The organism is Bordetella flabilis (genome assembly GCF_001676725.1).
GTDB lineage: Bacteria > Pseudomonadota > Gammaproteobacteria > Burkholderiales > Burkholderiaceae_B > Bordetella_C > Bordetella_C flabilis.
This window is the reverse complement of record NZ_CP016172.1, coordinates 987,892-1,014,290: the sequence shown is the minus strand read 5'-3', so window position 1 is coordinate 1,014,290 and position 26,399 is coordinate 987,892. Positions and strand designations below refer to the sequence as shown.

Sequence of the window (26,399 nt, the reverse complement as noted above, 5' to 3'; positions counted from 1 at the left end):
TTAATCTCAGGCGAAGCGCAGCCCGATGCTGCCCAGCGGGCCGTAGTCCGCATGAATGACATCGCCCTTGCCGACCGCCACCGTGCGCGTGAAGGACCCCGCCAGCACGATGTGGCCCGCCTCCAGCCCGGTCCCGAAGCGCGCCAGTTTATTGGCCAGCCAGGCGATGCCCATGGCCGGGTGGCCGAGCACGGCGGCCGACACGCCGGATTCCTCGATCACGCCATTCTTGTAAAGCAGCGCCGCCACCCAGCGCAGGTCGATGTCCAGCGGCCTGACCGGTCGTCCACCCAGGATCACGCCGGCGCAGGCGGCATTGTCCGCAATGTTATCGACGATACGGCGCGGGTATTTGCTGCGCCCGTCGATCAGCTCCATGGCCGGCATCACATAATCGGTGGCGTCCAGCACGTCGACCAGGGTCACCCCCGGTCCGCGCAGCGGCCTGCCCAGCACGAAGGCCAGTTCCACCTCCACGCGCGGCACGATATAGCGGCCGGCATCGAGAGTGTCGCCATCGTTGTGGAACATATCGTCCAGCAGATGGCCGTAGTCCGGCTCGTCGATGCCCACGGTGCTTTGCATCGCCTTGGACGTCAGGCCGATCTTGTGGCCGCGCAGCCGCGCCCCCGCGGCGATGCGCAGCGCGATCGCCTCCTGCTGGATGGCATAGGCATCCTCGATGTCCATCCCGGGATAGGTCTGGTCCAGTTGCGTGATGGGTGTCGCGCTGCGCTCGGCCTGTAGCAGCGATTGCGCGGCCCGGCTGCGTTGCTCTGCGGTCAGCATCATGGCGCTCCCGCGTCGTCAACCACCGGGTTGGACAATACGCCCACGCCGGACACCTCGACCTCCACCCGGTCCCCGGGGAGCAGGAACCGTGGCGGATCGAAGCGCACGCCGGCGCCCACCGGCGTGCCCGTGGAAATCACATCGCCCGGCTTCAGCGTCGTCCAGATGGAGATATAGCTGATCAGGCGGCGGAACGTGAACATCAGGTTGGCCGTCGTATCATGCTGGCGCACCTCGCCGTTGACGCGCGTGGTGACGGTCAGCTCGTCGAAACCGTCGAAGGCATCCGCTGTGACCAGCCAGGGCCCCATCGCGCCGCTGGCGTCGAAGTTCTTGCCTTGCGTGACGTTGAACTTGCCGTGCCGCACCCAGTCGCGCACCGTGCCCTCGTTCGCGCAGGTCAGCCCGGCGATATGCGATTCCGCGTCCGCCTCGGCAATGCGCCGCCCGCCCCGCCCGATGACGATGGCGATTTCCCCTTCGTAGTCCAGTTGTCCGGATTCGCGCGGCCGCACCAGGCCCTGTCCGTGGCCGACGAAGGATCCGGGAAAGCGCGGAAACACGCTGGGGTACGCCGGCGCCGCGCTGCCGTCCTTGTACTCCTCGTTGCGCAGTCCGTAGTTCACGCCCACGCAGATGATCTTTTCCGGATCGACGATGGGCGGCAGCAGGGTGACGTCGGCCAGCGCGAAGTCGGGCGTCGCGCGCGCCAGGGCCCGCATGCGCGGCAGCGCATCCGCCGCCAGCGCGGCGCGCAGCGTGGCGATTTCCGGCGCCAGCCTTTGCGTCATGTCGACGACGCCGTCGTCCACCACGGCACCGAAACGGTCCGCCCCCCGGGCGCGAAAAGAAATCAGCTTCATGCGTCGAATCCAAAGAGGTTCGCGGGATTGTCCACCAGGATCTTGCGCAGGGTCGCGTCGTCGCCGGCATAGCGGTACAGCTGGTCCACCAGCCGGCCTTCGTCCGGCGGCTGCTTGACCGAAACGGGATGCGGCCAGTCGCTGCCCCATACCACGCGGTCGGGCGCGGCTTCGATGCAGGCCCGCGCCACCGGCACCACGTCGTCCCACGGGTAGCCCTGGCGGGACAGCTTTTCGGTCAAGGAGAGCATGACCCAGAAGTTGCCGCGCCCGAGCAGCTCCACCAGCTTGCGCAGGCCGGGGTCCGCCGCGCCCCGCGCGGGATCGGCGCGGCCCATGTGGTCGATCAGCACGGGGATATCCAGCGCGTCGAACTGCGCGGCCTGGGCCATGATGCCGTCCGGTTCCGGCTGGAACTTGGCATACCACCCCAGCTCGCGGATGCGGGCCACCGCGCGATCGAAGGCGGCCTGGTCCATGACGATGCCCAGTCCCTGCCGCGTGAAGCGCGCCCCGCGCACGCCGGCATCGTGCAGCCTGGCCAGGTAGGCATCGTCGCGCTCCAGCAGCACGGCGGCATTGGCGCATCCGCGGTATCCGGGACCGGCCGCGGCCAGTCCATCCAGCACGACCTGGTGGTCGGCTCCATAGGTAGTGGCCTGCACGATGACGCCGCGCTCGATGCCCAGCGTGCGGTGCAGCCGCAACGCGACGTCTATCGTGGCGCTGGGCATTTCGTAGGCGGCGCCCGGCCGTACCGGGTACCGCTCCGCCGGCCCGAAGACATGAAACTGGCTGTCGCAACTGCGCGCGGGAGGCCGGCGCGACGGTGCGGTGGGATGGGGGTGGAATGGCAGGTAGTCGGGCATGGCGGGCTCAGGCAATCACGGCGATGAAGTCGCACTCGACCAGCTTTCCGCCGTCGAGCGAGGCCTGCATGGTGTGCCGCGCCGGCCGCGTGGCGGCATCGGGAAAGAATTCCAGCCACACTTCGTTCAGCGCCGCGCGCTGCGAGCGGTCATTCATCCATACGGTCATCTTGATGATGTCGTCCATGCTTCCCCCGCCTGCCGTGACAATGCGTTGGACGTGTTCGAACATCAGCCGGCATTGCGCCTGCAGCGTCGCGCCGTACGCGCCGGTGGCCGGATCGGTCCCCTGCACGCTGCCGGAATAAAGCATGCTGCCGACCCGGCATGCGGCCGGTATCGGGTTCTTGTGGCTGAAGCCTTCCGCGTAGATGCTGGTGCGTCGCATGCGATCCTCAATTGGCGGTGATGTTGGCGTTCTTGATAATGGGCGTCCAGCGCGCATCCTCCCTGGCCAGGTATTGCGCGAAGGCTTCCGGTGTGCTGCCGCGCGCCTCGGCGCCCATCCCGTCGAAGCGGGCGATCACGTCTTTTTCCTTGAGGATTTTTTCCAGGGCGGCACTCAGGCGCTGCACGATCTCCGGCGGCGTGCCCTTCGGCGCGAGCAGCCCGGTGAATGTGGAAGCCTCCATGCCCTGCACGCCGGCTTGCGCGAAGGTCGGCACGTCGGGCAGCGAAGGCACGCGCGTGGCGGTGGTCACGGCCAGGGCCCGAACCTTGCCTTCCTTGATGAAGGGCAGCGACACGGACACCTGGTCGAAGTTGAAATCGACCTGGCCCCCGAGGAGGTCCGTGGTGGCGGGCGCGTTGCCCTTGTAGTGCGCCGTGGTCCAGTGCACGCCGGTCAGCGATTGCAGCAGCTCGCTGACCAGGTGGTTGGTGGTGCCGGCGCCGGGCGACGCCATGGTGAGCTTGCCCGGATCCTTGCGCGCCATCGCCAGCAATTCCTGTACGTTGTGCACCGGCAGCGATGGGCGCACCTGCAGCACCAGCGGCGTGAACGACACCGAGCTGATGGGAACGAAGTCCTTGTCCCACTTGTACGCGGCGCGGCGGAAGATCAGCGGACTGAACAGCAGCGGGCCATTGGCGGCCAGGAACAGCGTGTAGCCGTCCGGCGCGGAGCGCGCCACGTCCTCGGCGCCGATCATGCCGCCAGCGCCGGATTTGTTGTCGACGATGAAGGGCTGGCCGAAGGCGGCCTGCAGCCCGGGAGCGATGATGCGCGCGGCAACGTCCACATTTCCGCCGGGCGGATAAGGCACCACGATGCGCACCGGCTTGGCCGGCCAGCTTGCTGCCGCGGCCGGCGCGGAACATACGGCGGCAAGGGCCAACAGCGACCCGATCAGCAGGGGCTTCATTTGTCTGTCTCCGTATCCGGGACCCGTGCGAACATCGCAGGTCTTCGTTGTGCCGGCAATGTAGCGACGGCCTTGGCCTTCAACAATCAATCCCCCCTGAAAAAGTCCGTATGTCGGACTTTTATCGGAAACCCCTAAAGACGATGGCGGGGCAGCCTACGTATGATTCGGCCATGCAGCCGCTATTGCGGGGCGATACGCCTTGCGTCGCGGCCTTGCGGAATAGTCCATTAATCAGACAGGCACCCCGGGCCGGGCGGCACGGATTCCAAGACCCGCGCCGCCCGTCCGCTTCTGTCGTCCAGGCACGGATCGCCCGGCATCCCACAACCCAAGCAGGCCATCATGCAGATACGCGCCACGGAGCTGAGCCCCGAACAAACCTACAAACTGTTGACCGGCGTGGTGGTGCCGCGTCCCATCGCCTGGATCAGCACGCTGGGCGAGCGCGGCGTCGTCAACCTGGCGCCCTTCAGTTGCTTCACCTTCGTATCCAGCAAGCCGCCCATGGTCGGCATCAGCATCGGACGCAAGGCCGGCGCGCGCAAGGACACGGCGCACAATATCCATGCATCGGGCGAGTTCGTGGTGAACATCGGCGACGACACCATGATCGACGCCATCCACATGAGCGCCGTCGAACATCCGCCCGAGGTCAGCGAGGTGGACCTGCTTGGCCTTGCCCTCCATCCCAGCGATTCCATCGCGCCCCCCTGCCTGCGCGACGTGCCGGTCAGCCTGGAATGCCGTCTGCACTCGATCATTCCGTTCGGCCTGACGGGGGCGGAATTCGTGGTGGGCGAAGTACTGGTGTTCCACATCCGCGACGGCCTGCTGCGCGACGGCAAGATCGATACCGCCGGCCTGCGGCCCGTGTGTCGCCTCGGCGGTCCGAACTACGCCGGCCTGGGTCCCATCATCACGAAGCGCGCCATCGGCCAGACCCCCAAGGCCGTCATGGGCGACGCGCCTCGGCCATGACGCGGTCCGCCCGCGATCGAGCCGCCGGCGACGCCGACAGCGGCGGCAGCCAGACCGTCAAGCGCGCGCTGGCGCTGCTGCGGCTGGTCGCCTGCGGGCAGGAGCGCGGGGTCCGCCTGACCGACCTGGTCGGCATGTCAGGGTTGAACCAGCCCACGGTGCACCGCCTGCTGCGGACGCTGGTGCAGGAAGGCGCGGTGGAGCAGGATGCCGACACCCGCCTGTACCGGATCGGCCCGGAGGCGGCCTTGCTGGGCCTGGCGCGCACGCGGCGCTTCCCCTTGCTGACGCTGGCCGAACCCTATCTGAACGACCTGGCCGAGCAGGTGGGCGACACGGTGTTCCTGAGCGTGCGTCACGGTGCCGATTCGATCTGCATCGGCCGCCGGACCGGCCACTACGCGATCCAGGTGCTGTCGATCGAGGTGGGTGTGCGGCGGCCGCTGGGAATCGGGGTGTCGGGGGTGGCGCTGCTCGCATGCATGCCGCCGAAGGAGAGCGAGGCGCTGATCCGCTCGAATACGCGCCGTCTGGAAGTGATGAAGGAAAGCCCGCGCGAGATCGGCCGCCGTGTCGATACGGCGCGCGCGCTGGGCTACGCCCACGCGCCGCATGGCCTGATGCCGGGGACGAGCGCGGTGGCGGTGCCGGTGCGCGATGCACACGGCCAGGGCCTGGCGGCCGTGACGATCACGGCGATGGCGGATCGCCTGAACGAACGCCGGCTGCCGCAGGCGGTGGCGCTGATGCACGAGCGCGCGCAGTGGATCGCGCGCCGGCATGCAGAGGTAGAGGGAACGGCGCGCGCTCAGTCAGGCAGCGCGAGCCCGGGATTCCAGGCGATTTCCCACAGGTGACCGTCCGGGTCCTGGAAGTAACCGGCATAGCCGCCCCAGAAGGTGGGGGCGGCGGGCTTGACCAAGGTGGCGCCGGCCTGCAGGGCCTGTTCCATGGTGTCGTCGACCCCTTCCTTGTCCCGCACGTTGTGGGCCAGGGCGAAGCCGCCGGCGCCGGCGGGCGGGATCGACAGCCCTGTATCGGCGGCCAGATGTTTGCGGGCCCACAGGGCCAACTTCAGGCCCGGCTGCATGTCGAAGAAGGCGACGGCGCCGTGCTCGAACTCCTTCCCGACGATTCCTTGCGTGGGGAGGCCCAGGCCATCGCGGTAGAAGACCACGGCTTTTTCCAGGTCGTCGACGCCCAATGTGATGAATGAGATTCGCGGTTGCATGCTGTTCTCCTGGTCGATCTTGGGAGCGTAGCCGATGTGGGGAGTCGAGGGCGCGGGTGCTGGGTGGATCGACTAGGGTTCGTGTTTTTTCGGGTGGTTTTTCGGTGGTTGATGATCGGTGCTCTTGAGACGTCCGGCGCGGGGCGCGCCTGCCGGTGCCGTCCCGGTCGGTCGCTCCGGCGCCCGGGCGCCGGAGACCACTTCGCTCGCCTCGTCCGCCGGCCGTTCGCTGCTGGTTTTCTGTTTGATGGGTTGCCGGCACGGCTACCTTCGGCATCCGCTCGTTCGCCCTCTACGGGCCGTCCCCGGCAGGCGCACCCCACGCCGGACTCCAGCGTTTTTTAACCCCCGTCGCTGCGACCGGTCGTGTTCTTGCAGCTTCGATCGACCGCGGTGGGGCGGTGGAAGAGTTTATGCTGCCCGCGAACGCCCGGCCCCCTGCGGTCCGGGCGTTCGCCTACGCGGCGTCTGTATGCGGCGGGTGCTGGATCGTTGGTGGGGTTGCGTCGGGATCGGATCGACGAGTTGCTGCTTCGATGGGAACCCGGTTTTGGGGGATCTGCCGTTGCCCGCAAATCGCGGCCCGCGGGGTCCGCGATTTGCCTACGCGGTTGTGTCGCGTGACGTATCGGCTGGGCTATCGGTACCGTCGCATGGCCGTACCCGCCATCGCATGATCCGCGTCCAGCGCGTGACCGTATCCGCCGTCGCCTGATTAGCGTCCGTCGCAGAACCGTACCCGCCGTCGCCTGATTAGCGTCCGTCGCAGAACCGTACCCGCCGTCGCGCGATCCGCGTCCGCCGCATGACCAACACCCGCTGCATGGCACAGCATGTATGCCGAAATGCGGCCCCCGCGGGCCGCATTTCGGCGGGCGCGTTCAACTCTTCCACCCCCAAAGGCTGCGCAGCGCAGCGGCAAGAACCCAGACGGTGCCAGCGCCCGTGGATGGAAGATGCCGGAGTCCGGCGGGGTAGTCGCCTGCCGGGGACGGCCCGCAGAGGCCGAGCGAGTGGATGCCGTAGGGAGGCGTGCCGGCAACCCATCCGGCAAGCACACCACCACCGAGCGGCCGCCGGACGAGGCCAGCGATGCGGTCTGCGGCGCCCGGGCGCCGCAGCGGCCGACCGGGACGGCACCGGCAGGCGACTACCCCGCCGGACGGAACACGAAACCACCCCCCAGAAAAATCACCCCGCCATCGTCAACAAATTAGGCACTTCCTCTCCAGCGAGCCAAGCCTCCAGATTCCCCCGTACGCCCCGGGCGAATTCCTGGAAGACCTGCTCGCTGACGAAGCCGTAGTGCGGGGTCAATAGCACGTTCGGCAGCGACAGCAGCGGATCGTCGGGCGGCAAGGGCTCCGTGTCGAACACATCGAACGCCCCGAAGCCAGGCCTCCCCTCCCGCAAGGCCTGCACCAGTGCCGCGGTATCCACAAGGTCGGCCCGCGAGGTATTGACCAGGATGCTGTCCGGCCGCATCAGGGCCAGGCGCTCGCGATTCAGCAGGCCGCGTGTCGGGCCGGATGGCACCAGATGCAGGCTTACCACCTGCGACGTGGAAAGCAGCGTTTCCAGGCTTACCGACGTGGCGCCATGTTCGCTCGCGCGTTCCGGCGTCATGTGCGGACTCCAGGTCACCACCTCCATGCCCAGTGCACGACCCACGGCGGCCACGCGTTGGCCGATCTGGCCCAGGCCCACCAGCCCCAGCCGCTGGCCATGCAGCACCGGCGGCAGGAAGGCGACGCGGCTGGGGTCGCGCCACGTGGGACGCGACGGCGTCAGCATCAGCTCCGGCAGCCTGCGCGCGGCCGCCAGGATCAGCGACCATGTCATCTCGCAGGTGCTGGCCTTCGACGGCCCCCACTGGGTGTGGCTCACCTGGATCCCGAGATCCAGTGCTGCCTGCAGGTCCAGCGTCTTGTTGCGCGTGCCCGTGAAGACGATGTGGCGCAACGCCGGCAACTGCGCCAGCAGGGTGCGCGGCATGGGCGTTCGGTCGCGGATCAGCACCACGCATTGCGCCGGCCGCAGCGCCGCCAGCAGCGCGTCGCCGCGCAGCGTCGTGTTGTGCACGACGACCTCCGCGCGCTCGCGCACGGCCGCCCAGTCTACGCGCTCCCGCAATGCGTTTTCGCTATCGTCCAGGACGACGATCAACGGCTTTGCGCTCATGATGCCCGCGCCAGGGCGGTCAGCGCGCGCACGTCCGCCGCCTTGCCCAGGTTCCAGCATGCGTCGATCAGCTTGCGGGTCTGCTCGGCGCCCAGGATGGCGTCGGACATGCCGCTGAACTTCGCTTCCAGGTCGGCGTCGGCCATGGGTCGCTGCAGCGAACCGATGGCGTGTTCGACGTGCACGTGTACGGTGCGGCCATCGGTGAGGGTCGCCACCGCGTCCACGCTGGCCTCGTCGATGCCGTCGTCCACCGTGGCGACGACCTTGCGGCGCACATCCACCACGTCGGGGCGATTCACGATGTCGTCCGCGTACTCGTCTTCCGACGCGCGGCCGAAGATCAGTCCCGCCGCGCAGCCATGGTAGACACTGAACTTCCCTTGCAGGCCGTCCGCGGGCTCCTTCTTGCCGGTCAGCTCCAGCACCAGCGAATGCACGCGCAGGTCGATACGCGCCAGGTTCTGCGGCGTCACGCCCTTGTCGCGCAGTTGCACGCACGCGTCGATGCTGGGATGGATGACGATCCCGCAGGCAAAGGGCTTGTAGGTATTGAAGGAAATTTCGAAGCGCTTGCCCAGTTCGTCGGTGATCTCGTTCCAGTCGAACTTGGTCGACAGCACCTGCGCGAAACCGCGCGGCGCCTCGATGGCGCGCTTGCTGGCGGTAAAGCCTTCGCGCGCCAGCAGGGCCGACATCAGGCCGGCCTTGGCGGCGCCGCCGGGATGGAAAGGCTTGGTCATCGTGCCGAACTGTTCACGCAGGCCCACCGGCTGCGATGCCGCGATACCCAGCGCCATGGTGGTCTGCTCCACGTCGAGGCCTAGCAGGCGGGCGCAGGCGGCGGCCGCGCCGAATCCGCCCGTGGTTCCCGTGATGTGCCAGCCGCGATCGTAGTGATGCGGGTAGACCATGTTGCCGATGCGGCAGGACACGTCGATGCCGATGACGATCGCGTCGATGACCTGGCGCCCGCTGGCGCCGGTCAGTTCCGCCAGCGCCAGGACCGCCGAGCACACCGGGCCGGCCGGATGGATGATGGTTTTCAGGTGCGTGTCGTCGAAGTCGAACGTATGCGAGGTGATGCCGTTGATCAGCGCCGCGCTGGCGATATCCACGCGTTCGCTGCGGCCCAGTATGGTCGCCTGCTCCGAGGGCTTCAGCACTTGCACGGCGTGCAGCGCGGCGACGCCGGCCTCGTGGTGCGCGGCGCCGACGGCGCAGCCCAGCCAGTTCATGAAGGTGCGATGCGCCTCGTGGTCGACATCCTCGCCCCAGCCGCGCGACGGATGGTTGACGATGTACTCGGCCAGCGTGCGGGTCACCGGGGGCGCATTGTGATCGGCATCGATCTTGGTGTTCAAAGCCATGCGAGGTCTCTAGGTTGTGAGCGTTGAAAATGGTCAGGCCGGCCCTGCCGGCAGGAAATCAGGCATCCAGGCGGATGTTCTGTTCCTTGGCGAGTTTCGACCAGCGTTCGAAATCCTTGCTGACGTAAGCGGCGAACTCGGCCGGCGACATCGGCATGGGCACGATGGCTTCGGTGTCCAGCTGCTTGGCGAGGGCCGGGTCGGCCAGCACCTTGTTCAGCGATGTATTCAAGGTTTGCACGATACCGGAATCCATGCCGGCAGGACCCGACACGCCGTACCACTGCAGCACGTCGTCGAAACCGGGCACGCCCAGTTCCTTGAAGGTCGGCACGTCGGGGAAGCCCGGATTGCGGCGGTCGCCCGACAAGGCGATGGCCCGCACGGTGCCCGAACGCAGGTGCGGCACCGCGGCCGCCAGGCCGGGGAACATGGCCTGCGTCTGCTGGCCCAGCAAATCGGTGAACGCCGGCGCGATGCCTTTGTAGGCGATATGCACCATGTGCGTGCCGGCCTGCTGCTGCAGCAGCTCCATCAACAGGTGGGTCAGCGAACCGGCGCCCGCGGACCCGTAGTTCATGTTGCTGTGCTGCTTGGCGTAGGCGATGAATTCCTTCAGGTTGTGGATGGGCAACTTGGCGTTGACCACCAGCACATTGGGCGTGCCGCCGATCATGCCCACCGCGGTGAAGTCCTTCACCGGGTCGTAGGGCACCTTGCGGGTCGCCGGCGCGGTGCCGAGGGTGGCGACGTAGCCCTGCATCAGCGTATAGCCGTCGGGCTTGGAGCGCATGGTCTTCTGGCAGGCGATCACACCGCCGCCGCCGCTCTGGTTTTCCACCACGAAGGTGGCGTCCAGATCCTTGCCCCAGGCGCTGGTGGTCGCGCGGCCGACATAGTCGCTGCCGCCGCCGGGCGCCACCGGAACGATATAGGTAATGGGACGGTCCGGATACTTCGACGCGCCGAAGGATGCGTACGGCAGGCCCAATGCGGTAACGCCGGCGCCAAGCAGGAATGAACGACGATTCACGATTTGTCTCCTCTTCTGAGTTTGAAACGGGACACGGGGCGGCCCGGTCTCCTGGGTGTCATCCGCCTACATGCCGGACAGCCGGTCGTGCGCGTTGATGACGTGGTGCGCGAGCAGTTCCGCGCAGTATTCGGCATGGGCGATCGTGGTCGAGTCGCGCAGCGCCTTGACGATCCGCTTGTGCTCCGCGTTGGATTGCTCGCGATGGACTTGCGTCGACAGGTTCTTCAACCGCGCCAGATGCAGCTTCTGTATGACTTCGCGATATGTCTTCGCAATCTCGCGGTTGCCCGCGTAATCGATGAACAAGCCGTGGAACCGCAGGTTCTCGCGGTAGTAGGCCTGCGGGTTCTGGTCGCGTATGGCGGCATCCATGGCCTCGGTGCAAGGCTCCAGCGCCTGCACCAGCGCCTGCCGCTTCTCATCGGGCAATTGCGAAGCCATGCGGCCGGCATGGCTGTCCAACAGGGAGCGGAACTGGTACAGGTCCCGGACCTCGTCGTCGGACAGCTGGCGCACGTAAACGCCGGAATGCTTGCGCGACACGACCAGGCCGGAACTCTCCAGTTCACGCAGGGCTTCGCGCACCGGCACCCGGGATACTTTCAGCCGTTCGACCAGCTCGGACTCCCTCAGGGCCTGCCCGGGTGCGAACTCGCCGGACAGGATCTGGCCCAGCAGCCTGTCGCGTACCAGCTTGCCCAGCGAGGTGTTCTTGAGTTCCTCGAAGGTGTCATCGCCCATGGGCGGGGAGAGCCAGTCCATCCGTCGTCACAGTGTAGTTTGTAGAATCGTATACGATTATACGACTGCCCAGCCTGAATCCGCGCTGAACGCGCCACGTCGGGACCGGTCTCCGAGGCAAGCTATGAAGTTTGCGGAAATTATCAGCAATGGGCATTCACAAAATGAAGTAAATTGGCGGCCGACGAGGTTGCGCCAGGTCGGCGCCCTTCCCCAAGGACACGCCCATGAACGACACCGCCGATTTGCTGGACGATTCTTACCGCCGCACCGACCGAGCCATGCTGCCCATCCTTTGGCTGCTGTTCGTCGTCGCGCTCAGCCTGGCGCCGCAGTACGGGCGCTGGACCTCGGCATTGGCCGTCGGCCTTGTCGCCGCGGGCCTGCCGACCCTGCTGATTCTTTTCCATCCCGGGCGTCTGTTGACCCGCCTGGCGGTGGCGGCGGCGCTGATGGCGTTCGCGGCACTGAACATACAGCTCACCTCAGGCATGACGGAAATGCACTTCGGCATCTTCGTGCTGCTGTCCATCCTGCTGGCGTATCGGGACTGGCGCACCATCCTGTGCGCCGCGCTGGTCATCGCCGTGCATCACCTGTCGTTCAGCTATCTGCAGCAATGGGGCTACGGGATCTATTGCTTCACGGCGCCGGGCCTGCGGATGGTGCTGCTGCATGCCGCCTTTGTGGTCGTCCAGGCCGCGGCACTGGGCTGGCTCGCCTGGCGCATGGAGAAAGACGCCGTGACGGCGGCCGAACTGGCCAACCTCAGCGAACACCTAGGACGCGAGCCCGGCCTGTTCGATCTGCGCTTTGGCGGCTTGGGCATGAACAGCATGCTGGGCAGCTCGTTCAAGACCACCATGGATGCCGTGCATCGGACCATGAGCCGCGCGCGCAGCGCGGCCACGGCCATCTCGGGCGCGTCGCGCGACATCCGCCAGGGCAACGCGGAACTCGAAGAACGCACGCGCATTCAGGCCGAATCCCTTGCCCGCACGGTGGAATCGATGCGCACGCTGGCGGATAACGTGCACGACAACGCCGCCAGCGCCGACAAGGCGGCGCAACTCGCCGGGGCCGCCCGTGCGGTCGCCGGCGCCGGCAGCCAGGCGGTCACCGACGTGGCCAGCGTCATGGGCGAGATCCGCCAGGAAGCCCAGAAGATCTCGGAAATCACGGGCCTGATCGACAGCATCGCATTCCAGACCAATATCCTGGCGCTCAATGCCGCGGTGGAAGCGGCGCGCGCCGGGGAAAGCGGACGCGGCTTTGCGGTCGTCGCCTCCGAAGTGCGCGCGCTGGCCCAGCGCAGCGCGACTGCGGCGCGAGACATACGCGGCCTGATCAGCACCTCGCTGGAAAAAACCGACAACGGCACGCGCAAGGCAGACGATGCCGCCGGTGTCATGACGGAAATCGTCGCCAGCGTGGACCGCGTGGTGGGGCTGATCCAGGAGATCGGCCACGCAAGCCAGGCCCAAGGCACCCGTATCGACGAGGTCAACGAGGCCGTGGCGCAGATCGACGATCTGACACGGCAGAACGGCGCACTCGTCACCGCCGCGGCCAGTGCCTCCGCCGCCCTGGAAAGCCAGTCGGCCCAGTTGCTGGACGCCGTGCGCGTGTTTCTGCTCAGCGAAAGCCCGGTGGTGCAGTTGCAGGCCACCCCCGCCCGGCCAGGCGCCACGCCTATGCTGGTTGCCGAGGGATATAGCGCGGCCTGATATGCCAATGGCGCGCGGACGGCGACCAGCATGGCCGCTGCCGACTGCCGCGCGCGAGTGCAGCGCGCCGCGGGCATGACCGGCGCGACGTTGGGCATGGCCCGCCCGGTACGGCCCGCGCCCTGTTCGCGCATGTACTTGCCTGCCCTGCGCTAGGCTGCGATCACCGCGTCCTCGTCCTGCCGCGAGGTGGCCGCGCCTGGCGTCGCGAGCCGGAACACCCGCAGGCGATGGCCGTCGGGGTCCAGCGCGACGAAGGTACGGCCGAAGTCCATGTCCGTGGGTTCTTGCACGATGGCCAGCCCGCGTGCCTCCCAGTCCGCATGCAGGGCGTCCAGGGTGTGATCGTCCGCCACGGGAATGCCGAGCTCGCTGCCGCCCCCGCGCGAAATGACGGGCGGTTCGGCATCGCGCCGTGACCACAGGCCCAGCTTGATGCCGGACGCCAGTTCGAACAAGGCAAACGTGGGAGAGGACTCCACCGGCTTGCAATCGAAGAGCGCGCCGTAGAATGCGGCGCTGGCCGGCGGATTTTCGACGAACAGCAGAATGTAATTGGGATGATGCACGGCTGGATGGTGCATGGCGCTTTCCTGGTTGATCGGCCGCAGCGGCCGGACAGAACGCCCGGCGGTCCGGGCGCCTGTGCAGGCTAACGGCCGCCACTGTCAGGTTTTGTCAGCAGCCTGAAGCCCCCATAAGTCCCCAGCCTGCGCAGCACCGCGAGCGCGATTGGCTATTCCGGCTTCGTGCCGCACTCCTGCTGCGCCCGCCAGGTCTTGAGCAGGGCCTGCCGCCGCTCGGGATAGCGTTCGCCGGACGCCTCCAGGGCGACGATGCGGTCAGTGCGGAAGTGCCGGAAACCGCCCCGCAACTCGCACCATGCGGCGACGATGCGCACCCGGTCGAAGAATCCCAGGGCGAACGGCCAGATCGTGCGTGCCGTCCGCGCCTCGCGCTCGTCACGGTATTCGATGCGCAGCTTGCGCTCCCTGCGGATGGCGTCGCGGATCAGGGCGACATCGGCCGTATCGGCCACCTGCTCGCCCTGCACCACGAACAATGCGCCGTCCTCGCACTCGCGCCGCAATTCCGGCGGCAGGACGGCGGCGATCTTGGCCAGCGCATTGCGGGCGGCGCGGCCCAGTTGCGCATCGGCGCGGTCCGCCACCCATCCCGTGCCCAGCACCAGCGCCTGGATTTCATCCTCGGAGAACATCAACGGCGGCAGCATGAAGCCGGGCCGCAGCACATAACCGACGCCCGCCTCGCCCTCGATATGCGCACCCTGCTGCTGCAGCAGCGCAATGTCGCGGTACAGCGTCCGCAGGCTCACGCCCAGTTCGGCGGCCAGTTGCCCGCCGCTCACCGGGTAGCGGTGGCTGCGCAGTGTCTGCAGCAGATCCAGCAAGCGTTGGGCGCGTGACATCGGGGTCGATGTGGAAGCAAGGACGAGGAGTCCGGCATTTTGAACGATTTCCGGCGTTAGCCAAGCTCTGTCGCCACGTCGCACCCGCAAAACGGACAACCCCGGATACGTTGCCATGAAGAAGTCCCCCCGGTGTCGCGGCTCCCGACCGTGCCGTCCACCAAACAGGGCAAACCGGCTGGCTTGACGCCAGCCCCGACGCAGGGTGCGCGCGGTTTGCCTCCTGCCCCCGGACATAGTCGTCGCCGCACGGATGAAAAACGTTGCAGGAATCGCCGTGCGGCACGCGCAGCCTTGCGCGGCAGTATGTGGCCCAAGAGATGAGACGCGCTTCCGGCTGCCCGGCACACGAGGATGGCGGCCATTGCGGGGGAGTTGCGCGCGCAGTCTAATGCCTGCCGGCCCATGCATCCCGGAGGCCCGCGCCACCGCGGCGGCTCCACGGTCCGAAGGCCCGCCAACGGCGCATAATGCCCTGACGGACCATCCGCGGCCCTGCCGCGCCCATCCGGAGGTCCCTCCATGTCCGCCCATGCACGCAGTCTTCTTGCCGCCGCGCTGTTGTTCTCGCTTTCCACACCGGGCCAGGCCGAATCGACGGCCCCCGCCGCGCCCGCTGCCACGCCAGCGCGGTCGCCGGGACACATCTACATCTCCAATACGACCAACCAGGAATTGGTTTTCTACGTGGAGTCGGAGGGCACCCAGCGCGCCGAGCACCGGCTCGCTCCAGGTGCGGCGGGCCTGTTTCCGGGCGAACTGGGCGACACGTGGTTCAACGTGGAAGCCTATACGGCCAGCGACGCGGCACCGGGCGGCGATAGCACGCGCAGCGCAAGCGCCGCGCCGAACTGACGGACGCGCGGGCGCGATGGTCCGATTCCCGGGCCACGCCCCCGGGCGGGTCGGCATAACGCAGACCCTCGGTATATCCGGCCCGCCGGTATAGCCCGCCCGCCGCTTCTGGCGGCCCCACTGCATCATCGAATCGGCGCAGTCGCCAACGCGCTGCATCCCTCTGCTGCCACAAAATGCGTCACCGGCATCCGCGCGGACGCCACCCCGAAGATCCCTTTCCCGACCGCGGCGTCACAGTGATATCGTTGCGTGCAGCGACTACGCACTCGACCGCGCCGTTCGGCGCCCGGGCAGCCGGGCGTCGGCCCGAAGGAGGAATCATGGTGGCCAGCGTTACCCCCTTCCTGATGTTCCAGGGCGATGCAGAAGCAGCGATGGACTTCTATGCAGGCCTGATACCGGACAGCAGGATCGTGGAGATCAACCGGTATGAGGCCGGCGAAGCCGGCCCGGCCGGAACGGTCAAGACGGCCACGATGCGCGTGGGCGGGCAGACCGTCCGGTGCATCGACAGCCCGATCCGCCATAACTTCGACTTCACGCCGTCCTTCTCGTTCTTCGTCGACTGCCAGTCAGAGGAGGAGTTCGCGCGCCTGGTGGCGGGGCTCTCCGAGGGCGGCGGCATGCTGATGGCGCCCGACAACTACGGCTTCAGCCGCCGCTTCGCATGGCTGAACGACCGTTTCGGCGTCTCCTGGCAGTTGAACCTGCCGTAGCAGGGCCCCTGTCATGGCCCTGCCGCCGCGCCTCTATCCGCAAGCGCTCGCCAGCGGCGCCGTCCTGTGCGCCCTGCTGGCCGGCGCCGCCGTTGCCCAATCGCATACGCAAGTCGAAAAAGCGTGCGTCGCCGAATTCGTGGGCGTGCGGCCGGCACTGCCCGCATGCGATTTCGCGCTGGACGGCGACGGCATGCTTTCGTATCGCCAGAAGGCGCTGGCCCGTCCCCTGGCGGTCTCCTACGTGCAGGGTCCGGGCGGCGCGGCGCCGGTGGGCGCGCGGCAAGTCATCCTGTTCCCGCCCGCGCCCGGCGGGCAGTATCGCGTGCTGCAAGCCTGCGACGGCACCACGGCCAGTGCGCTGTGCTGGTCGGTATTCGTCTTCGACGCCAGGGCAGGCCGCGTGCGCCAGGCCTACGGCGGCAAGTATGGCCCCGACCGCTGGCAAAGCTGGAGTCCGGACGGGCAGCGCGTGGTACTGGCCAGCCAGGGGGGCGGCGCCTCCTGGCTGCACGTGATCGATCCGGCCAGCGGCAAGACGCGCAGCTTCCCCGGCGACAAGGCGCGGGAGAACTGGCGCATCCAGCCCGAAACCTTGAAATGGACCGGCACGCGCAGCTTCACCGTGATGGTGCAAACCTGCGCCACGTGCGACGCACGGCGACGGAACATCCGGTTCTAGCACCCGGCATCGTGGCGTTGCATCCCGGTTGGCACGCTGCGCGGCGAGCGCGACAGGCCCCGGGGGGATGTACCGCGTGGCAGTCACGCGTCGTGGTGCCGCGTGGTAGTGCCGCGCGGCCCTACCGCGTGATGGTGCCCCGCCGTGGTGTCCCGTCGTGGTGCCGTGCGGAAGCAGCGCACCGCGCCGCGGTGTCGCTCACCGTAATCCTTAGCTGAGCACTTCGCCGTGTACGCCGGCCGCCAGCGTCTGGCTTTCCCAGCGCTTGCGCGGCACGACCTCGGCCACGGGGCCGCCCGGCGACCGGAACTTCACCGGCAAGTGGCCCGGCGCCGTAAGGATTTCGCCGCCGTTGTCCCGTATGGCCTGGATGAAGGCATCCAGGTCGTCGACCTCCATGCCGATGTGGTGGATGCAGGGCGACGGGCCGGCGAAATCGGCTTCGTCGGCGTCCGCGCTTTCATAGTGGATCAGCGTCAGGTCCATGTAGCCATCGGTCATATGGCAGGAAATATGGTCGCCGCGCACGCCTTTGCGGCGCACCGTATTGACATGCCTGTAGGCGAAGACCTGCTCGTAGAACGCGCGTTCGCGGTCCAGGTCCTCCACGCGAAAGGCGATGTGCTTGATCGGGTTGGGCATTTGGAATCTCCGTGGCGGGCATGCCGACGACCGGCAAGCCCGCGGACGAGTGTAGGCTCGCGACTTGCCGTCGTCAATCGAATCATTCGAATGATTCGAAGTGAAATGACGAAGGCAGGACGCGGACGGGATCCGGTATGCTCTTGCACCAACCCGACTGTCCCTCCCGCCCCGATGCAAGCGAACGCCTCCTCCTTCGACCAGCCCCTTTATGAAGTCGTCCGCGGCAACATCCTTGACAAGCTGCGCACGGGCGTCTGGGCCGCCGGCGACCGCCTGCCCCCCGAACCGGAACTGGCGCGGCTGTTCGGCGTCGGCATAGGCACCATACGGCGGGCGGTGGAGTCGCTGGTCGCCGAGCGGCTGCTTATCCGCCGTGCCGGACGCGGCACCATCGTGGCCCGGTTCACCGACGAACACGCGTTCGACCTGTACTTCAACTACGTGGATGCTGCCGGCGCGCCCGTGAAGGTCGCCGCCGAACTGCTGTCTTTCGCCAAGGAACGCGCCAACGCACGGTTCGCCGCCCTGTTCGGCATGGAGCGCGGCGGTACGGTCGCCCGTGTGGAGAACCTGCGCACGATCGACGGCGCACCGGTCATGCTGGACCGGCTGTGGATACCGCTGAATGTCTTCGCCAACCTGGGCGCACAGGACTTCGCCGCGCGGCGGGGATCGATCTACGGCTTCTACCAGGAACGCTACGCCGTCTCTGTCGTTCGCGTGTCCGAGGACGTCACGGCCGCGGAGGCCGACGAGGGCGTGGCCAAGGCGCTCGGCCTGAAGCGCGGCGCCGCGGTCCTGCAAGTGGAACGGACCGCCTTCACCTTCCAGGACCGACCGGTGGAATTCCGGCGGCGCTATGTGGATACGCGCCGCTGCGCCTATCGCAACGTGCGCGGCCTGCAGGACTGAACCCGTCTCCAGGCACCGCGCCGTGCCTGCCACACCCGCTCCCGCTGATACCCGGCGCGGCGCGCCGCCTCCGCAAGGCCGCTTGCCCTTGCCGGCATGACTTTTCCTCATACGGCTTGTGCATTTATTTGGCTTGCGAAAGCGCGTGCGCTTCCGGGAACATGCCTGACGGCGCATGCGGCTTCTGGCACAAGCCCGAGACCGCACGAGCTTTCGGGGAGTATTCCCGGACGAACATACAAGAACAACCAGGAGACAGAGCACATGGACATACGCGCATCGGCGAATGGCGCGGGGCCGGCTGCCGCCGGTACAGCGAACGCGCAGGGCCTGGACGCCGTGACGATGGACCCCGACGACGCCTATGCGCAGGAAGTCGCCGCGCGCCTCGACCGGCTACCCTATTCCCGTACCGCCAGGCACTTCGTACTGCTTATTTCGATCGGCGCCATCTTCGAGCTGTACGACCTTTTCATGACGGCCTACATCGCCCCGGGGCTGGTGAAAAGCGGGCTCTTTGCCAGCAGTTCCCTGCACTTCTTCGGGCTGAGCGGCGTCGGTTTCTTCGTGTTCTGCACCTTCGCCGGCATGTTCGTCGGAACCATCGGTTTCGGCTTCGTGGCCGACCGTGTCGGCCGACGCTCGATCTTTACCGTATCCCTGGTGTGGTACTCCCTGGCCACGCTGATCATGGCGTTCCAGCACAGCGCGGGGGGCATCGATCTCTTCCGCTTCATCGCGTCGATCGGGCTGGGATTGGAACAGGTGACGATCGACACCTTCATTCCTGAACTCGTGCCGCCGACGGCGCGCGGCCGGGCCTTCGCCTTCTACCAGTTCATCGAGTTCCTGATCGTGCCCGTGGTCGCCCTGCTGGGCTGGCTGCTGGTTCCGCGCCAGCCGTTCGGCCTGGACGGCTGGCGCTGGGTCGCCATCATCGCCTCGGCCGGGGCGCTGGCTGCCTGGTGGCTGCGCCGGCGGCTGCCCGAAAGCCCGCGCTGGCTGGCCCTGCACGGATTCCGCGACCGCGCGGAAAAGATCATGCGCGATATCGAGGCCAGCGTGGAGCGCGAAACGGGACGACCGCTGCCTCCGCCGGCCGCGTCCACATCGGTGCGGGCCCAGACGACGGGGCGGTTTTCCGAGCTGCTGCGCCCGCCTTACCGCAAACGCCTGATCGTGATGTCCCTGTTCAACCTGCTCGCGGTAGTCGGCTTCTACGGCTTCAGCGCATGGGTTCCGACCCTGCTGATCGCCAAGGGCGTGGCTATCACCACGAGCCTGCAGTATGCATTCATCATCGCCATCATCAATCCCTTCGGTCCCTTGCTCGGTTTGCTGGTGGCCGACCGCATGGAACCCAAATGGCAAATCGTCTGCGCGGGGATAGGCATTGGTATATTCATGCTGTTCTTCGCGCTGCAGGTCCACCCCGTCGCCGTGATTGCGTTCGGCATCCTGGTGACGCTATCGAACAACTGGCTTTCTTTCATTTTCCATAGCTACCAGGCGGAGCAATTCCCTACGCGGCTGCGGGCGCGGGCAGTCGGTTTCGTATACGCATGGGGCCGCGCCAGCGCGGCCATCGTCGGCCTGTTGATCGGGTTTTTCCTGCATTTAGGCGGCACGCCCGGCGTGGCGTTCTTCATGGGAATCGCGATGGTGCTGATGATCCTGGTCATCGCGATATTCGGGCCGCGCACATTGCGCCGCCCACTGGAGGAGATTTCACGCTGATGGACACTACCGACCAGCATGACGCCGCGGCGCTGCCGCCGGTGGCGCCGCAGATGACGACGGGGGCGGACGGCGTTCGCATCGCCACCTATGAATGGGGCAAACGGGATGGCCCGGAGATACTTCTGATCCACGGCGTGGCGCAATGCCACCTGTGCTTCGCACCGCAGATCGCCAGCGAGCTGGCGCGCGAATTCCGCCTGGTGGCGTACGACGTGCGCGGCCACGGCGCCTCCGACAAGCCGCTGCAGGCGCAGGCGTACCGGCACGATACGGCCTGGGCCGACGACCTGGCCGCGGTGTTGAAGGCCAGGTCGCTGCAACGGCCCGTCGTGGTGGGCTGGTCCATGGGTGGGCGGATATTGCGCCAGTACCTGATGCGTTACGGCGACGCGGCGCTCGCGGGCATCAATTTCGTGGGGTCGCGGGTCATCGAGGATCCACGCGCCGCGGGGCCGGCCACGCCGCAGGCGCCACCTCAGGCGCAGGCGGAGCCGGCATTGGCGCAGCAGATCCAGCAGACCATCGACTTCCTGAATGCGTGCTATCACCGGCGGCCAGCCGCGGCGCTGTACGAGCGGGCGCTCTGCTACAACATGCTGGTGCCCCCAGAGGTACGCCGGGCGGCGTCGGGGTGGCGGACCGATCCGGAGGCGACGATCGCGGCATTGCGCAAGGTCCGGGTCCCGACCTTGATTACGCAGGGAACGCATGACACCGTGGTGCTGCCCGAAGGGGCGCGCATGATCGCGCAGGCGATCCCGCATGCCCGGATTTCATGGTTCGACGACTGCGGCCATTCGCCATTCCAGGAAGACGTGGGGCGGTTCAATCGTGAACTGGCGGCCTTCGCGAGGGAAGCCCACGGTCTCGCGTAAAGCCGGCGGCCACCGCCGGAGCGCGAGGCCCAAGCCAGGGAGCCGAACCCTGCGCCCGCCTTGCCCAGTACCGGTAAGTCCTTGGCGCCGCACTGTTTTTTTGGCTTGCCAGCGGCCTATCCCATGGGTTGTCCACAGATGCTGTGGATAAGGCGGTCGCGGCGCGGACCTTCCCCCCGGCATCCATGGCGCAGCGGAGGGGCCGGGGCCCGGCAGGGTCGCAGCGCAGGCAAGGCCAGCGTTCCCAAGGCCGGCATGCCGTTTGCTCCGAGGCCACCGTTTTTTATGGAGAACGATGATGGCTGATGACCTGAACGATCGAGGACCGCGCGACCGCTCCCGTATCAACGTCAACGAGGATTGGGAACTGCGCTACTGGACCAAGGAGCTGCATTGCACCCCTGACGAGCTGCGCCTGGCCATACGGCAGGCGGAGTCCACCGCGGTCGAAACAGTGCGCGCGCAACTGCAAAAGAAATGACCTCGGCGTGTCCGTGCGGACGCGGCCGGACATCCGGTCACTCCCGCACGGACGCCGCCACATGCCCTCCGCCCGGCCACCCAGACCCCCTGTCCGGCGCAGGCGTGCCCCTCTCCCCGCCGCCCGGCGGTCCCCAGGACTTCCCCCATCGCGGTTCCGACAATAGGCGTATCCGAAAGTACAGCCTTGCCGTTCCGGTCGCCCTTGTTTTACTGTGCGTCAGCCATCTGAGCTTCGGCAGTCATAACGTGCGGGGACACTGCGATGATTCGGGACGCTCTTCTGAAGCGCTTCACCCAGACGCTTCCTTATGCCAGCGAGATCTTCGGCGTCTATCAGCCCCTGCTGGGCTGGAAAGCAAAAAGCGCGCTGGACCGATTGCATAAGGGACTCTATGGCGAACACGCGTCGGTGCTCGACAGGCTCCGGCCCAAATTCAAGTCCCGCTACATCCTGCAAGTCAACCAGGACCACTTCCTCGAGGACATCAAGCCTTTCCTCACCGCGGACCGCGAGCCGACCCCGCGCCACGACACCATACTGATGCGGGAACTGGCACGGCGCCTGCCGCCCCCTGAGGACTACGATCCCGCCATCTGGGATGATCTCCTGGACCCCGCCAAGCTGGACGACATCCTGCAGAACCCCGTGCGGGATTGGTATGTCGCCTGGTATGCGCAAAACTGGCAAGCCGTACGCGAAGCCTACCGCGGCGATTCCCGGCCAGCCATCGACTGGGTCGACGCGCAGGCCACGCGCGAATCGGCCACCGCCGGCATCCTCGCGTCCCTGCGCGCCGAAGGCCTCCATCCGATCCTGCACGAACTCTTCTACGGCAAACCGGCGCAAGCACTGACCGAGCTGTTGGCGCCGCTCGCCTACGAGGATCCGTTCGACGTCATCGATCCCAAGAAAGACCTGGACCGTGTCGGCCTCTCCCCCATCGGCATCGTCCATCTGTTTCGCCAGTACTTCTTCGAGTTCGACACCTTCCTGGGGTCGCCCGTCGGCCATATCTGGATCAGCCCCGGCTCCACCGTCGAGCTCGTCGAGGTCAGCACGCGACGCGTCTACACCGAGCGGGTCACGGAGGAGTTCGCGGAGTCCATCGTCAAGACCGAAAGCGCCACCACCACGCAGGACGAACTGTCGGAGGCCGTCAAGACCGACAACCGCTCCGAGACCAAATTCGGCGCCAACGTCAAAGGCGAACAGAAGTGGGTGTGGGGCACCACCAACCAGAGCGCCAGCTTCGATATGTCGGCCACCCAGCAGACCGCGCGCGAACAGGCGCACAAGCGGATGCGGCAGCAATCGGACAAGCTGGCCACCGAAATCCGCAAGAACTACAAGAGCACGCTGCGCGTCATCACCGAAACCACCGACACCTCCAGCAAGCGCTATGTCCTGACGAACAACAGCAAGCAGCTGGTCAACTACGAACTGCGCCGCAAAATGCGCCAGGTCGGCGTCCAGGTGCAGGATATCGGCACCTATCTTTGCTGGCAGACCTACGTCGACGAACCCGGCGCCCAACTCGGCATCGCGGAACTCGTCCACATCGCGAAAACGCCGGACGCCGAACCCCAGCACCCCGAAGCGCTGGCGCGACCCCAGCCTCTCCCCGTCGACGTATCCATCGAGATCCCCTTCGTCCAGACCTCCGACGACCGCGGCGACATGGACGAAGCCTATCGCAACGGCCGCGAGGTGGATTCCGACCTGAACGAGGGCGACCGGGAAACCATCCAGGCGGATTTCCGCCAGGTCGTATCGCCGCCGCAACCCGGCTATTACCTGGACCCGAACATCCTGTTCGACAAGGGCGGCGCCGATGTCGAACTGTCCGTGCGTGACCTGACGCAAGCCGATCCCGACAGCGCCACGCCCATTACCGAAGTCTCCTTCGTCGTTCATCTCGACTATGTCAATTTCAAGGGCAATTCGCCCATCCGCATTGGCGCCAAGCTCAATTGGTTGCCACGCCGCGCGCTGATCGAGCAGGTGGAGACCGACAACGCCCAGCGCGCGAAGGAGTTCACCGAACAGAAAGCGGAACTGAATCGCAAGGAATACCTCTCCGCCGCGCGCGACCGCATCAAGCTCGCCAGCAAGATATCGCCGCGCCGCTACGAGGACCTGCGCGAGGAAGAACGCATCGTGGTCTATCGCGCCCTGATCCAGCGCATGCTTACCAAGGGCATTCCCATCAAGGACAACGCCACGCGCCATGCCGTGTCCGAATTGCTCGACTCCATTTTCGACGTCGACAAAATGCTCTACTTCGTCGCGCCCGAATGGTGGAAGCCGCGCGCGCATTACGGCCAGTACCTCGCCGCCCAGCCTGGTCCCGCAGCCGCCCTGCCCATCACCCAGACCGGCTTCCATCCCCTGGGCAAGGTCAAGCCCCCCTCCACCGCCCTGAGCCGCGACAGCCTGGTCAGTTGGGGCGGCGCGCACTCGCGCCGCGAGGACAACTACTACATCACCGAAGACTCCCTCCCGGCCCGCCTCGGCGCATCGCTAGGCTGGCTCCTGCAGCTCGACGGCGACGACCTGCGCAATGCCTTCCTCAACGCCCCCTGGGTAAAAGCCGTCATCCCCATCCGCCCCGGCAAGAACAAAGCCGCCCTCAACTGGCTCAAGCAGGTCGAAGGCATGAACGGCATCGGCCCCACCGACATGTACGCTGGCAGCGAGCCCGACCTTCAGGGCAAGACGTTGCTGCAAGCCCTGGAAATCCTTGCCCAGAAAGTCAGCGACAAACAAACCGATTCCGGCAAGGTCGGCCAATACCCGCCCCAGGAAACCGACGACGACAACAAAGTCAGCGCCACCCCGGTCGACAAAGTCTTCGAACACGGCTTCTACCCCCTGCAAGGCGGCTTCCGCGCCACACCCACCGCCACCGACCCGCAACACCCGGACGGCTCCTTCGAGGTCTTCGACCAGTGGCTCGAAATCGTCCCCACCGACCAGATCGTCGCCGTCGAAGTCCAATACGACCCCCGCACCGGCCGCCAACTGGATCCCACGCCCCCACCCCCATCCCCACCTGACGAGTAGGCCCTGACCACTCCCGGACGATGCCCTTCCCGCGCCGCGCCCGGCAGCACAGGGCAGTCCCCGCCCCGGCGGACGCACCGCCCGCCGCACCTTCGCGGACAATCGCAAATCCTCCGACACCAACCGCCCCGCATCGAAGCGGCAAGAACCTACCCCTCCCCAGCGGCCGTCATGGGCGGACACCGCAGTCTGGCGGGGTGGTCGCCTGCTGGGGACGGGCCGTAAAGGCCGAGCGAGCTGGCGCGAAGGGAGGCCTGCCGCACGGGTCCACACAAAAACCCCACCCCGCAGCGGCGGCCGGACGAGCGTGCGACCCGGTGTCCGGCGCCCCGGGGCGCCGGACCGGCCGCCCGGCACGGCCCCGGCAGGCGACCACCCCACCAGACGTCAAAAGAACACGCAAAGACCCCACCACCAAAACCAAACACCCGCCGGCCAACAATCCACTCCCACATCCTCCGCCCCGCGAATCCCCCGCTACAACCCCTAAAACCCGCTATGAAACAACGCATGCGACTGCAACCGCGAAACAAACCAGCTATGCCCCTCGAGCCCAGCCTCGTAATCCCCCCCGAAGGCAAACCCCCGCGGATTCCGTAAATTCTCCGAAGACAGATAAACCTCTGCATTCCCCGACGGCAACACCACCAACGACCGTGAGTTATCCGTCGAGTAAATCTCGAACCCGTCCATCAACCCCGCATACGTCTGCTTCCCCCCCGGCATCGCCTTCCCGTTGAACCCCGAGAACGGCACCCCCGCCCGGTGATACCCCCCTCCATACCGCTTCAACCGTTCCTTCAGCTCGGCATAAATCCCCCCCACCGTATCCGGCTCCGCGCTGTACAACCGTATCCGCCTGTCCGCGTCGTCCCCCTGCCAGGTCTTCAGCCTGGCCCAGAACGTCTCATACCCCTGCTTCTTGCTGACCGGCGCCTTATCCTTCCCGCCCTTCTCGTCCAGCATCACGTCGAAGGCATAGACTTCCTTCAGCAGCGTATCCATGAAGCGGCTGCCCCGGCCCGCGTGCGACAGCAGCGCCTGCAGCACCGCGCCACTGCGGCTGTATCCCGACACGGCCACACGCTGCAGCTTCACCGGGCTGCCCGCCACGACCCTTCCTGTAATCCCTTCATGGCACCGCCTGGCGATCTGCTCCAGCGCATCCTGCAACTCCGCCGGGTCGCCCAGGCTCGCGAACGATGCACTGCTGGATACCGGCACCACCACCATCATGGCCCAGGGACATTTCCTGTCCGCGAATCCATCGGCGCCCGGCGTCGATCCTCCCGGCCGTACCGCGCAAAAATGCTGCGTCACCGTCTGCTTTTCCTTGCACAGATAACGCGCGCCCAGCTCCAGGAAATTCGGTATCTGCAAGGGGTCGATCCCGCCCTGCCAATACGCCGGATACTCGTGGATATTGCCGAACGGATGAAACAGCACGTGCGCCTTGACGGGTACTTCCCCCGTTGCCGGCGCCGCCATTTGCGCGACCAGGGCAGGCGATATCCAGACCCAGAAAAGCCGTGTCCTGCCTTTATCCGACGGGTTGTCGATCCGCTCCAGGATGAAAAGCCGGCCGGGCGCGGCGTCGTCCAGGTTCTCGCGCATCCGGTAATCGATCAGCGCCACGGGCGTGGCGGCCGGCGCGGCGCCCGCCGCGGTGAACACGCGCGCGCCGAATACCGGAAAGCGCCGCTTGTTCTGATGGTAGAGCTTGAGGAGCTCCGCCTTCTGGCTGTCCACGAATACGGCCTTGTAGGACTTCAAAAGCGCGTACTCGTTGGTGATATCCCTGATCTGCATGGCCGATCACCTCAGGAATCATGACACCCGG

General features: G+C 66.7%; 25 protein-coding genes. 11 read left to right on the top strand and 14 right to left on the bottom strand.

The window, feature by feature from the left end; all coding sequences use genetic code 11:
* Positions 1-6 precede the first annotated feature (6 nt).
* Genes hpaH through BAU07_RS04440 form a run of 5 tightly spaced genes read right to left on the bottom strand, consistent with a single transcriptional unit; the run spans position 7 to position 3,888 of the window.
* Complete coding sequence (hpaH, locus tag BAU07_RS04460) at positions 7-789, bottom strand: 2-oxo-hept-4-ene-1,7-dioate hydratase (RefSeq protein WP_066654477.1); 783 nt, start codon at positions 787-789, stop codon at positions 7-9.
* Positions 789-1,655, bottom strand: coding sequence for a fumarylacetoacetate hydrolase family protein (locus BAU07_RS04455; protein WP_066654474.1), 867 nt, complete (start codon positions 1,653-1,655; stop codon positions 789-791). Before BAU07_RS04455 ends, hpaH begins: the two co-directional genes overlap by 1 nt.
* Complete coding sequence (locus BAU07_RS04450) at positions 1,652-2,524, bottom strand: amidohydrolase family protein (protein ID WP_066654472.1); 873 nt, start codon at positions 2,522-2,524, stop codon at positions 1,652-1,654. Before BAU07_RS04450 ends, BAU07_RS04455 begins: the two co-directional genes overlap by 4 nt.
* A 7-nt stretch (positions 2,525-2,531) precedes the next feature.
* On the bottom strand, positions 2,532-2,912 hold the full coding sequence (locus BAU07_RS04445; RefSeq protein WP_066654470.1) for a RidA family protein: 381 nt from the start codon (positions 2,910-2,912) through the stop codon (positions 2,532-2,534).
* 7 nt (positions 2,913-2,919) lie between these two features.
* Positions 2,920-3,888 carry a Bug family tripartite tricarboxylate transporter substrate binding protein gene (locus BAU07_RS04440; RefSeq protein ID WP_066654469.1) on the bottom strand — a complete coding sequence of 323 codons (969 nt, stop codon included), beginning with the start codon at positions 3,886-3,888 and terminating at the stop codon, positions 2,920-2,922.
* A 345-nt stretch (positions 3,889-4,233) separates the two neighbouring features.
* On the opposite strand from BAU07_RS04440, the gene BAU07_RS04435 reads away from it, so the two are divergent.
* Both BAU07_RS04435 and BAU07_RS04430 read left to right on the top strand, forming a co-directional pair.
* On the top strand, positions 4,234-4,869 hold the full coding sequence (locus BAU07_RS04435) for a flavin reductase family protein (protein ID WP_066654467.1): 636 nt from the start codon (positions 4,234-4,236) through the stop codon (positions 4,867-4,869).
* Complete coding sequence (locus tag BAU07_RS04430; RefSeq protein ID WP_066654466.1) at positions 4,866-5,726, top strand: IclR family transcriptional regulator; 861 nt, start codon at positions 4,866-4,868, stop codon at positions 5,724-5,726. Before BAU07_RS04435 ends, BAU07_RS04430 begins: the two co-directional genes overlap by 4 nt.
* On the opposite strand, the gene BAU07_RS04425 is transcribed toward BAU07_RS04430, so the two are convergent.
* The 5 genes from BAU07_RS04425 to BAU07_RS04405 form a co-directional block, all read right to left on the bottom strand.
* Complete coding sequence (locus BAU07_RS04425) at positions 5,678-6,100, bottom strand: VOC family protein (RefSeq protein ID WP_066654465.1); 423 nt, start codon at positions 6,098-6,100, stop codon at positions 5,678-5,680. The two genes, BAU07_RS04430 and BAU07_RS04425, sit on opposite strands and share 49 nt — an antisense overlap.
* Before the next feature lie 1,191 nt (positions 6,101-7,291).
* Positions 7,292-8,281 (bottom strand): D-2-hydroxyacid dehydrogenase family protein, encoded by a 990-nt coding sequence (locus BAU07_RS04420; RefSeq protein ID WP_066664819.1) that lies wholly within the window; start codon positions 8,279-8,281, stop codon positions 7,292-7,294.
* Positions 8,278-9,651, bottom strand: a complete 1,374-nt coding sequence (locus BAU07_RS04415; protein WP_066654464.1) for an MmgE/PrpD family protein — start codon at positions 9,649-9,651, stop codon at positions 8,278-8,280. The genes BAU07_RS04420 and BAU07_RS04415 overlap by 4 nt, the downstream gene beginning before the upstream one ends.
* Positions 9,652-9,709: 58 nt before the next feature.
* Positions 9,710-10,684: a Bug family tripartite tricarboxylate transporter substrate binding protein gene (locus tag BAU07_RS04410; protein WP_066654463.1), complete on the bottom strand. Its 975-nt coding sequence runs from the start codon at positions 10,682-10,684 to the stop codon at positions 9,710-9,712.
* 66 nt (positions 10,685-10,750) lie between these two features.
* The gene (locus tag BAU07_RS04405; RefSeq protein WP_066654462.1) at positions 10,751-11,449 is read right to left on the bottom strand and encodes a GntR family transcriptional regulator; all 699 of its coding nucleotides are present in this window, start codon (positions 11,447-11,449) and stop codon (positions 10,751-10,753) included.
* Positions 11,450-11,655: 206 nt separating this feature from the next.
* Between BAU07_RS04405 and BAU07_RS04400 the strand changes: the two genes are divergently transcribed.
* Positions 11,656-13,155, top strand: coding sequence for a methyl-accepting chemotaxis protein (locus BAU07_RS04400; protein WP_084025322.1), 1,500 nt, complete (start codon positions 11,656-11,658; stop codon positions 13,153-13,155).
* Between the two features lie 152 nt (positions 13,156-13,307).
* Here BAU07_RS04400 and BAU07_RS04395 read toward each other — a convergent pair whose 3' ends face one another.
* Together BAU07_RS04395 and BAU07_RS04390 are read right to left on the bottom strand one after the other, a co-directional pair.
* On the bottom strand, positions 13,308-13,739 hold the full coding sequence (locus BAU07_RS04395) for a VOC family protein (protein ID WP_415830423.1): 432 nt from the start codon (positions 13,737-13,739) through the stop codon (positions 13,308-13,310).
* Between the two features lie 152 nt (positions 13,740-13,891).
* Entirely contained in the window at positions 13,892-14,584 is a 693-nt protein-coding gene (locus tag BAU07_RS04390) for a helix-turn-helix transcriptional regulator (RefSeq protein WP_066654461.1), read from the bottom strand.
* 522 nt (positions 14,585-15,106) lie between these two features.
* Between BAU07_RS04390 and BAU07_RS04385 the strand changes: the two genes are divergently transcribed.
* The 3 genes from BAU07_RS04385 (at position 15,107) to BAU07_RS04375 (ending at position 16,840) form a co-directional block, all read left to right on the top strand.
* On the top strand, positions 15,107-15,439 hold the full coding sequence (locus BAU07_RS04385; protein WP_066654459.1) for a hypothetical protein: 333 nt from the start codon (positions 15,107-15,109) through the stop codon (positions 15,437-15,439).
* Between the two features lie 323 nt (positions 15,440-15,762).
* The gene (locus BAU07_RS04380) at positions 15,763-16,158 is read left to right on the top strand and encodes a VOC family protein (protein ID WP_066654458.1); all 396 of its coding nucleotides are present in this window, start codon (positions 15,763-15,765) and stop codon (positions 16,156-16,158) included.
* Positions 16,159-16,171: 13 nt separating this feature from the next.
* On the top strand, positions 16,172-16,840 hold the full coding sequence (locus tag BAU07_RS04375) for a TolB family protein (protein WP_066654457.1): 669 nt from the start codon (positions 16,172-16,174) through the stop codon (positions 16,838-16,840).
* A gap of 210 nt (positions 16,841-17,050) precedes the next feature.
* On the opposite strand, the gene BAU07_RS04370 is transcribed toward BAU07_RS04375, so the two are convergent.
* Complete coding sequence (locus BAU07_RS04370; protein WP_066654456.1) at positions 17,051-17,482, bottom strand: VOC family protein; 432 nt, start codon at positions 17,480-17,482, stop codon at positions 17,051-17,053.
* A gap of 174 nt (positions 17,483-17,656) precedes the next feature.
* On the opposite strand from BAU07_RS04370, the gene BAU07_RS04365 reads away from it, so the two are divergent.
* The 5 genes from BAU07_RS04365 to BAU07_RS04345 all read left to right on the top strand — a co-directional run bounded on the left by BAU07_RS04365 (position 17,657) and on the right by BAU07_RS04345 (position 24,559).
* The gene (locus BAU07_RS04365) at positions 17,657-18,397 is read left to right on the top strand and encodes a GntR family transcriptional regulator (protein ID WP_066654455.1); all 741 of its coding nucleotides are present in this window, start codon (positions 17,657-17,659) and stop codon (positions 18,395-18,397) included.
* Between the two features lie 264 nt (positions 18,398-18,661).
* The gene (locus BAU07_RS04360) at positions 18,662-20,134 is read left to right on the top strand and encodes an MFS transporter (protein WP_066654454.1); all 1,473 of its coding nucleotides are present in this window, start codon (positions 18,662-18,664) and stop codon (positions 20,132-20,134) included.
* Positions 20,134-21,012 (top strand): alpha/beta fold hydrolase, encoded by an 879-nt coding sequence (locus tag BAU07_RS04355; protein WP_084025320.1) that lies wholly within the window; start codon positions 20,134-20,136, stop codon positions 21,010-21,012. The genes BAU07_RS04360 and BAU07_RS04355 overlap by 1 nt, the downstream gene beginning before the upstream one ends.
* A gap of 295 nt (positions 21,013-21,307) precedes the next feature.
* Positions 21,308-21,493 carry a DUF3606 domain-containing protein gene (locus BAU07_RS04350; RefSeq protein ID WP_415830425.1) on the top strand — a complete coding sequence of 62 codons (186 nt, stop codon included), beginning with the start codon at positions 21,308-21,310 and terminating at the stop codon, positions 21,491-21,493.
* Positions 21,494-21,757: 264 nt separating this feature from the next.
* A complete protein-coding gene (locus BAU07_RS04345; protein ID WP_066654453.1) occupies positions 21,758-24,559 on the top strand; it encodes a hypothetical protein in 2,802 nt (933 codons plus the stop codon).
* Positions 24,560-25,045: 486 nt separating this feature from the next.
* Here the strand turns inward: BAU07_RS04345 and BAU07_RS04340 are convergent, their stop codons facing one another.
* Positions 25,046-26,368 (bottom strand): hypothetical protein, encoded by a 1,323-nt coding sequence (locus tag BAU07_RS04340; RefSeq protein WP_066654452.1) that lies wholly within the window; start codon positions 26,366-26,368, stop codon positions 25,046-25,048.
* Positions 26,369-26,399 lie beyond the last annotated feature (31 nt).

Excerpts from the sequence above, each read along its gene's own strand:
- hpaH (WP_066654477.1), bottom strand. The coding sequence starts at position 789 with ATGCTGACCGCAGAGCAACGCAGCCGGGCCGCGCAATCGCTGCTACAG.
- BAU07_RS04455 (WP_066654474.1), bottom strand. The coding sequence starts at position 1,655 with ATGAAGCTGATTTCTTTTCGCGCCCGGGGGGCGGACCGTTTCGGTGCC.
- BAU07_RS04450 (WP_066654472.1), bottom strand. The coding sequence starts at position 2,524 with ATGCCCGACTACCTGCCATTCCACCCCCATCCCACCGCACCGTCGCGC.
- BAU07_RS04445 (WP_066654470.1), bottom strand. The coding sequence starts at position 2,912 with ATGCGACGCACCAGCATCTACGCGGAAGGCTTCAGCCACAAGAACCCG.
- BAU07_RS04440 (WP_066654469.1), bottom strand. The coding sequence starts at position 3,888 with ATGAAGCCCCTGCTGATCGGGTCGCTGTTGGCCCTTGCCGCCGTATGT.
- BAU07_RS04435 (WP_066654467.1), top strand. The coding sequence starts at position 4,234 with ATGCAGATACGCGCCACGGAGCTGAGCCCCGAACAAACCTACAAACTG.
- BAU07_RS04430 (WP_066654466.1), top strand. The coding sequence starts at position 4,866 with ATGACGCGGTCCGCCCGCGATCGAGCCGCCGGCGACGCCGACAGCGGC.
- BAU07_RS04425 (WP_066654465.1), bottom strand. The coding sequence starts at position 6,100 with ATGCAACCGCGAATCTCATTCATCACATTGGGCGTCGACGACCTGGAA.
- BAU07_RS04420 (WP_066664819.1), bottom strand. The coding sequence starts at position 8,281 with ATGAGCGCAAAGCCGTTGATCGTCGTCCTGGACGATAGCGAAAACGCA.
- BAU07_RS04415 (WP_066654464.1), bottom strand. The coding sequence starts at position 9,651 with ATGGCTTTGAACACCAAGATCGATGCCGATCACAATGCGCCCCCGGTG.
- BAU07_RS04405 (WP_066654462.1), bottom strand. The coding sequence starts at position 11,449 with ATGGACTGGCTCTCCCCGCCCATGGGCGATGACACCTTCGAGGAACTC.
- BAU07_RS04400 (WP_084025322.1), top strand. The coding sequence starts at position 11,656 with ATGAACGACACCGCCGATTTGCTGGACGATTCTTACCGCCGCACCGAC.
- BAU07_RS04395 (WP_415830423.1), bottom strand. The coding sequence starts at position 13,739 with ATGCACCATCCAGCCGTGCATCATCCCAATTACATTCTGCTGTTCGTC.
- BAU07_RS04390 (WP_066654461.1), bottom strand. The coding sequence starts at position 14,584 with ATGTCACGCGCCCAACGCTTGCTGGATCTGCTGCAGACACTGCGCAGC.
- BAU07_RS04385 (WP_066654459.1), top strand. The coding sequence starts at position 15,107 with ATGTCCGCCCATGCACGCAGTCTTCTTGCCGCCGCGCTGTTGTTCTCG.
- BAU07_RS04380 (WP_066654458.1), top strand. The coding sequence starts at position 15,763 with ATGGTGGCCAGCGTTACCCCCTTCCTGATGTTCCAGGGCGATGCAGAA.
- BAU07_RS04375 (WP_066654457.1), top strand. The coding sequence starts at position 16,172 with ATGGCCCTGCCGCCGCGCCTCTATCCGCAAGCGCTCGCCAGCGGCGCC.
- BAU07_RS04370 (WP_066654456.1), bottom strand. The coding sequence starts at position 17,482 with ATGCCCAACCCGATCAAGCACATCGCCTTTCGCGTGGAGGACCTGGAC.
- BAU07_RS04365 (WP_066654455.1), top strand. The coding sequence starts at position 17,657 with ATGCAAGCGAACGCCTCCTCCTTCGACCAGCCCCTTTATGAAGTCGTC.
- BAU07_RS04360 (WP_066654454.1), top strand. The coding sequence starts at position 18,662 with ATGGACATACGCGCATCGGCGAATGGCGCGGGGCCGGCTGCCGCCGGT.
- BAU07_RS04355 (WP_084025320.1), top strand. The coding sequence starts at position 20,134 with ATGGACACTACCGACCAGCATGACGCCGCGGCGCTGCCGCCGGTGGCG.
- BAU07_RS04350 (WP_415830425.1), top strand. The coding sequence starts at position 21,308 with ATGATGGCTGATGACCTGAACGATCGAGGACCGCGCGACCGCTCCCGT.
- BAU07_RS04345 (WP_066654453.1), top strand. The coding sequence starts at position 21,758 with ATGATTCGGGACGCTCTTCTGAAGCGCTTCACCCAGACGCTTCCTTAT.
- BAU07_RS04340 (WP_066654452.1), bottom strand. The coding sequence starts at position 26,368 with ATGCAGATCAGGGATATCACCAACGAGTACGCGCTTTTGAAGTCCTAC.